Source organism: uncultured Gordonia sp. (assembly GCF_937858515.1).
GTDB lineage: Bacteria > Actinomycetota > Actinomycetes > Mycobacteriales > Mycobacteriaceae > Gordonia.
Window position 1 is genome coordinate 1 of sequence record NZ_CALLZT010000136.1, and the last position, 6622, is coordinate 6622.

Here is a 6622-nt window from a genome sequence, read left to right on the forward strand (position 1 = left end):
GGCCGGGTCGAGCAGGCCGAGATGGAACGCACCTTCAACATGGGTGTCGGGATGGTGGCCGTTGTCGCTCCCGAGGACACCGACCGGGCGCAGGCCGTGCTCACCGCACGGCACGTCGCCAACTGGGTGCTCGGGTCGATCAAGACCGATCAGAGCCGTGGTCACGGCGGGCACGTCGAGTTGGTGGGGGAGCATCCGCGGTTCTGACGCCAAGTCACGCAGCACCCAGCTCCGGCGCCGAGACGCCGGGGTGGGTGCTGCGTGATTGTGTTTCTACCCGTGTGGGAGACGCGCCGATTGCGCGTCGAGCCTCAGGCTCGGCGCCACTCGTCTTCGTCAAGCCACTCATCCAAAGGATCCGGCCTTCTCGCCGAATCGCCCGAACCCGAGAGCTCGCGCTGCAAGCTGTCGAAGTCGGTATGGGGAGTTGAGTACTTCAGCTGACGAGCAACTTTCGTCTGCTTTGCTTTCGCCCGGCCGCGGCCCATTTGGGACCCCCTCGCACAATGACGGGGCGGCCAACGGTGTGGCGGCCCCGTTCTGTAGGTAGTGAATCTGTCGTGAGGCCCAGTCTAGCGCGCCCGCCCGGACAATGTTGATTCCGGATCGTAAGAGCGCGCCGAACGTGTCGCCCGGGGTGATCGAGTCACTGATCAGGCGCCGCCGCGCAGACGCTCGACGGCCGCGCGGCCGGCCTGCACTTCGGTGTCCGGGGCGATCGAATCGGGGTCGATGCTCGCCGCGGCACCACCGGCCGAGAGTTCGACGTCGGCGGCGATATTGCGTTTGACTAGGGCCAGCGCGATCGGACCGTACTCGAAGTGGTGGACCACCGTGCCGACACGGCCGACGGTGCGTGCACCCGCGGTCACCGGGTCGCCGGTGGCGGGACGTTCGTCGGCGCTGCCGTCGAGATGCAGCAGCACCAGCCTGCGGGGCGGTTTGCCGAGGTTGTGGACGCGGGCGACCGTCTCCTGGCCGCGGTAGCAGCCTTTGTCCAGGTGTACCGCGCCGAGTTGTTCGGGGCCGCCGATCCAGCCGGCCTCGTGCGGGATGGTGCGGTCGTCGGTGTCGGCGTCGATCTCCGGGCGCAACGCGACGACGCGCAGCGCGTCGTACGCCCAACTGCCGGCCATCTTCGCGCCGGTATCGGTGATCCGTTCCCACCAGTACGGGAGCAGGGTTTCCGGGACCAGGAGGTCGATGACGGGCAGCGGGGTGTCGGTGCCGCCGGGGAGGGCTCCGAGTGGGGGCATGCGGCGCCAGAAACCGAGCGGCTCGTCGTCATGATGGGCCTCAGGGAGGTCGTCGGCGGCGTAGACGGATGCGTCGGGATCGATGCGCAGCATCTCGGCGACCGGGCCGTTCAGGGCGCCGGGGCCGATGAGGGTGAGTACGCGCAGGTCGGGGCGGGCGACCGGTTCGGCCTTGGCCCAGAACACCATCTTCTTCAGGAACGTCAGCAGCGCCTGGCCGTGTGTTCCGGAGGTGTCGAGCCAGGTGACCTCGTCGATGTCGGTGAGGACGAAGTGTTCTTCGACACGGCCGTTGGCGTCGAGGGACAGGTTCTCGGCGCTGCGGCGATCCGGAAGATTTGCGATGTGCTGACTGGAGATGGTGTGCAGCCAGGTCAGCCGTTCGTCGCCGGACAGTTCGATGACCGATCGATCGGAGCGGTCGACGACGATCACGCCGGTGGTCGCCGCGCGTTGCTCGCCGAGTGGGTCGCCGTAGTGCCAGGCGGTGGCGGGAATGCCCTCCGGCGGAGCCGTGGGTGCGGGGACCGCCCCGATACCGCTGTACCTGCTCAGAATCGGTGAGGGGCTCACCCGATCGATCCTACCCACGACGCCCATGCCCGGTCCTATCTCCGGCACCCGTGTCTGTGACACCCGTATCGTCGGGGCCGGTGGAATGGTGATCGTGGGATTCTGAGTAGGTGACTGACCGGGTGCTGGTGTCCTTCGATGGCGTCGTTCGCGACCCCGACCTGCCGTTGCTGCACGCCGACGACCTCGGTGCGGTGCGCGGGGAGGGGGTGTTCGAGACGATGCTGCTGCGGGGTGCTCGTGTGCGAAAGGTCGGACTGCATCTGGATCGGCTCGCTGACGGCGCACGTCTGCTGGGTTTGCCTCCCGTCGATCGGGCGGCCGCGGCCCGGGCCCTGGACATCGCCACCGGCGAATGGGTCCGGCTCCGCGGTGAGGACGAGGCGATGGTGCGACTGGCGTACTCGCGGGGCCGGGAGTCGGCTTCAGGCGATGGCCCGACCGGATATGTGACCGTCGCGGCGGTCCCGGAGCGGATCGTCGCGACGCGTATCTCGGGGGTGCGGGTGATGACGCTCGATCGTGGCTACACCACCGACTTCGGCGGGCGCGCGCCCTGGCAGTTGCTCGGCGCCAAATCCTTGAGCTATGCCACCAACATGGCCGCGGTGCGGTACGCGAACCAGCGTGGCTTCGGGGACGTCGTCTACGTGTCCGCCGACGGCTACGTGCTGGAGGGTGCGCGGGCGTCGGTGATCGCGATGACCGGCCGCAGCCTCGTCACACCGCCGGCGCAGGTGGGGATTCTCCCGGGCACGACGCAGCGGGCGATCTATGCCGAAGCACTGCGATCCGGATGGGCGGCGACGACGGGGATGCTGACCGTCGGCGATCTGTGCGCTGCGGACGCGGTGTGGCTGGTCAGCAGTGTGACATTGGCCGCGCGCGTGACCGCGATCGACAGTACGGTGATGACAACCGCTGACGGGGGCGATTTTCCGGACCTGGTCGACCGGGCCGTCGACTGCTGACGGCTACCACGTCGGTGGCGGTCATCACAGGGTATTTCAACTCAATTGGGCCTTAGGTCGCTGTCCGGGAAATCAGGCGCGGCGTAGCGTCGGCACTATGCTTACTACCGGTCGTAGTAGTGAGTCAGCCCTGTAGTGAGTCAGCCCTTGCGCGCCCCGCGGGTGCGCCGACGTCAAGTAGAGGCCCATGAACGCACTGGACGTGTCTCGATGGCAATTCGGGATCACCACCGTCTATCACTTCGTTCTCGTCCCGCTGACCATCGGCCTTGCGCCGATGATCGCCATCATGCAGACGGTTTGGTACAAGACCGGTAACGAACAGTGGCTGCGGGCCACCAAGTTCTTCGGCAAGCTCTTCCTCATTAACTTCGCGCTCGGCGTCGCCACCGGCATCGTCCAGGAATTCCAGTTCGGCATGAACTGGAGCGAATACAGCCGGTTCGTCGCCGACGTGTTCGGCGCACCGCTGGCCCTCGAAGGTCTCGTCGCGTTCTTCCTCGAATCCACCTTCATCGGACTGTGGATCTTCGGGTGGGAGCGGCTGCCCCGCAAAGTGCATCTCGCGTGCATCTGGCTCGCCGCGATCGGTGTCAACGCCTCGGCGTACTTCATCATCGCCGCGAACTCGTGGATGCAGCATCCCGTCGGTGTGGCCTGGGACGACGAACGCGGCCGCCCCGCGATGAACGACTTCTTCGCCGTCCTCACCAACAACACGACGCTCGCGGCGTTCCCGCACGTCATCGCGGGTGCCTGGCTCACAGCCGCGACATTCGTCGCCGGCATCGGCTGCTGGTGGATGGCGCGCAACTCCTGGCGCGCCCGCAAGCTCCGCGCTGGACAGGAAGTGCCCGACTCGGTCTCGCCGAGTCACGTCGGCGCCACTGCGGACCAACTCGACGACGACGCCAAGAAGCTCTGGCGGCCCGTCACCCGGTTCGCGCTGTGGATGACGATGGTCGCCGGCGTGGCCGTGATCATCAGCGGTGACTTCCAAGCGCAGATCATGTTCAAACAGCAGCCGATGAAGATGGCCGCCGCCGAATCGCTCTGCGTCACCGAGAACGGCGCGAGCTTCTCGGTGCTGTCGATCGGACGGCAGAACAACTGCGCCAACATCCACCACGTCATCCAGATCCCCCGGATGCTCTCGTTCCTGGCCGACCACACCTTCGACAGCGAGGTCAAGGGCGTCGAAGAACTGCAGGCGCAGTATCAGAAGGCGTTCAACGCGCCCGGCCAGAACTTCGCGCCCAACCTGTTCGTCACCTATTGGGGTTTCCGTGCCATGATCACCTGGGCGGCGGGATCGGCGCTGCTCGCGCTTGCCGCGCTGTGGCTGACCCGAGACGGCCGGGTCATCGGATCACGCAAGTTCGGGCTGTTCGCGCTCTGGATGATCCCGACGCCTTTCCTGGCCAACGCGTCGGGCTGGATCTTCACCGAAATGGGCCGGCAGCCGTGGGTCGTCGCCCCCAACTGGGAGGACGATCTCGATCCGCTGCGCATCTCGATGCTGGTGCACGACGGTGTGTCCAACCACGTCGCGGCGACGGTCTGGACCTCGCTCATCGTGTTCACCCTGCTGTACGGGGCGCTCGGCGTCGTGTGGTTCATGCTGCAACGCCGTTACGTCATCGAAGGCCCGGCCACCTACGACGCCAGGCCACCCGGTCACAGCGACGGCGACGCCGATTCCGATGAACCCAAGCAACTCTCGTTCGCGTACTAGGGAGCGGAAAAGATGAGTCTCGAAAACTTCTGGTTCCTGGTCATCACGATCCTGTTCATCGGCTACTTCGTCCTCGAAGGATTCGATTTCGGTGTCGGGATGCTGATGCCGATCCTCGGTCGCACCCACACCGGCGGCGACGCGCAGGTCGCGCCCGACGCTCCCGAAGCCGACCCCGACACCCGGCGCCGCGTGCTCCTGAACACCATCGGACCGGTGTGGGACGGTAACGAGGTGTGGCTGCTCACCGCGGGTGGCGCGCTGTTCGCCGCGTTCGGCGGGTGGTACGCCACCATGTTCACCGCGTTCTATCTGCCGCTGCTGATCATCCTGGTGGGCCTGATCGTGCGGGTGTGCGCCATCGAATGGCGCGGCAAGATCAACGACCCGCGCTGGCGCATGTGGTGCGACGTGGGCATCGGCCTCGGTTCGTGGATCCCGGCCCTGCTGTGGGGTGTGGCGTTCGCCAACGTGGTGCGCGGGCTGCCCATCGACGCCGACGCCCAGTACACGGGCGGTTTCTTCAACCTGCTCAATCCGTACGCGCTGCTCGGCGGCGCGACGACGCTGCTGGCGTTCCTCACCCACGGCGCGGTGTTCCTCGGCATGAAGACCACCGGGGTACTGCAGCGTGACGCCATGGACCTGGCGGCGAAACTGGCGATCCCGACGGCTGTCGTCGCCGCGGTGTTCCTGCTGTGGACCCAGTTCTCGTACGGGTCGGGCTGGACGTGGATCGCCGTGATCGCTGCCGCGCTGGCCGCCGTCGGAATGGTCGTGGCCACCTCGCTGCGCCGGGAAGGACTGGCGTTCGCGGCCACCAGCGTCGCCATCATCGGAACCGTCGCCACCCTGTTCGGCTCACTGTTCCCCGACGTGCTGCCGTCGACCACCGACGAGGCCTACAACCTCACCGTTGCCAACACGTCATCGAGTCACTACACGCTCACCATCATGACCTGGGCGGCCGCGTTCATCACGCCCGTGGTGATCGGGTATCAGGCGTGGAGCTACTGGGTGTTCCGGCAGCGGATCTCCACCGCACAGATCCCCGCGCACACCGGCTTGCCGTCGCTCAAGGTCAACGCGGGGGTTGACTCCCGGAGGTGAGCACAACCGACACCGGGCGCGTCAAGAGTCCGCCCGTCGACCCGAGACTGCTGACGTACTCGCCGGCGAGCCGCGTCTACATCGTGGTCACCGCGCTGCTGGGTTTCGGGACCGTCGTCGCGATCATCGTCTCGGCGGCGATGACCGCGTCAATCCTGTCCGAACTCGTCGTCGATCCGTCGCGGCGGTCGCTGTCGGTGCAGGCCACCCATCTTGTGGTGCTGGCATGTGCGCTGGTGGCGAGGGTGGTGATGACGTTCGGGCACGACCGGTACGCGCATCGGGCGTCGGCGCGGGTGATCGCGCAGTTGCGGGCGCGGGCGCTCGATTCGCTGACCGATCCGTCGCGGACGCCGCCGCGCGAGTTGCTCGGGCGGCGTGACGACGCGTCGACGGTGCTGTTGCGGGGGTTGGATGCGCTTGCTCCGTACCTGTCGGGGTATGTGCCCGCGCTGATCCTGACGATGACCGTCACCCCGACCGTCATCGTCGTCATCGGGCTCACCGACTGGCCGTCGGCGCTGATCATCGTGATCACCTTGCCATTGATCCCGCTGTTCATGATCCTTGTCGGACTGATGACGCGGGACCGTACCGAACGGAAGCTGGCGACGATGTCGCGGCTCACGGCACAGACACTCGATCTGATCGCCGGGTTGCCGACGTTGCGGGCACTCGGGCGCGCACAGGGTCAGGCTGGGCGGGTCGCCGAACTCGGCGCGGCGCACCGGCGGTCGACGATGTCGGCGCTGCGGGTGGCGTTCCTGTCCGGGGCGATTCTCGAGCTGCTGGCCACCCTGTGTGTCGCGCTGGTGGCTGTGGGGATCGGGGTGCGGCTCGTGCACGGGGACATGAGTCTGTATGCGGGGGTGCTGGCGCTGGTGCTCGCGCCCGGGGCGTATCTGCCGTTGCGGCAGGGGGGGGGGGAGGTTCCCCGCTCCCGTGGTGGGGGGGGCGCGGCGGAGGGCGCGGTTGGG

General features: G+C 67.1%; 7 protein-coding genes. 5 read left to right on the forward strand and 2 right to left on the reverse strand.

From position 1 onward, the window contains the following. Positions 1-207, forward strand: a 207-nt coding sequence (locus Q0627_RS12385; protein WP_298810222.1) for an AIR synthase-related protein, incomplete at its 5' end; no start/stop codon positions are given. A 104-nt stretch (positions 208-311) separates the two neighbouring features. On the opposite strand, the gene Q0627_RS12390 is transcribed toward Q0627_RS12385, so the two are convergent. Further along, positions 312-488, reverse strand: coding sequence for a DUF3073 domain-containing protein (locus Q0627_RS12390; RefSeq protein WP_291019847.1), 177 nt, complete (start codon positions 486-488; stop codon positions 312-314). Between the two features lie 165 nt (positions 489-653). Continuing rightward, complete coding sequence (locus Q0627_RS12395; RefSeq protein WP_291019844.1) at positions 654-1829, reverse strand: folate-binding protein YgfZ; 1176 nt, start codon at positions 1827-1829, stop codon at positions 654-656. 110 nt (positions 1830-1939) lie between these two features. Between Q0627_RS12395 and Q0627_RS12400 the strand changes: the two genes are divergently transcribed. The 4 genes from Q0627_RS12400 to Q0627_RS12415 form a co-directional block, all read left to right on the forward strand. Next, entirely contained in the window at positions 1940-2800 is an 861-nt protein-coding gene (locus Q0627_RS12400; protein ID WP_291019842.1) for an aminodeoxychorismate lyase, read from the forward strand. 187 nt (positions 2801-2987) lie between these two features. Continuing rightward, entirely contained in the window at positions 2988-4535 is a 1548-nt protein-coding gene (locus Q0627_RS12405) for a cytochrome ubiquinol oxidase subunit I (protein ID WP_291019839.1), read from the forward strand. Between the two features lie 12 nt (positions 4536-4547). Beyond that, positions 4548-5645 (forward strand): cytochrome d ubiquinol oxidase subunit II, encoded by a 1098-nt coding sequence (gene cydB, locus Q0627_RS12410; protein ID WP_291019837.1) that lies wholly within the window; start codon positions 4548-4550, stop codon positions 5643-5645. Continuing rightward, on the forward strand, positions 5642-6622 hold a 981-nt coding region (locus Q0627_RS12415), incomplete at its 3' end, for an ABC transporter transmembrane domain-containing protein (protein ID WP_298810228.1). The genes cydB and Q0627_RS12415, both read left to right, overlap by 4 nt.

Excerpts from the sequence above, each read along its gene's own strand:
- Q0627_RS12390 (WP_291019847.1), bottom strand. The coding sequence starts at position 488 with ATGGGCCGCGGCCGGGCGAAAGCAAAGCAGACGAAAGTTGCTCGTCAG.
- Q0627_RS12405 (WP_291019839.1), top strand. The coding sequence starts at position 2,988 with ATGAACGCACTGGACGTGTCTCGATGGCAATTCGGGATCACCACCGTC.
- cydB (WP_291019837.1), top strand. The coding sequence starts at position 4,548 with ATGAGTCTCGAAAACTTCTGGTTCCTGGTCATCACGATCCTGTTCATC.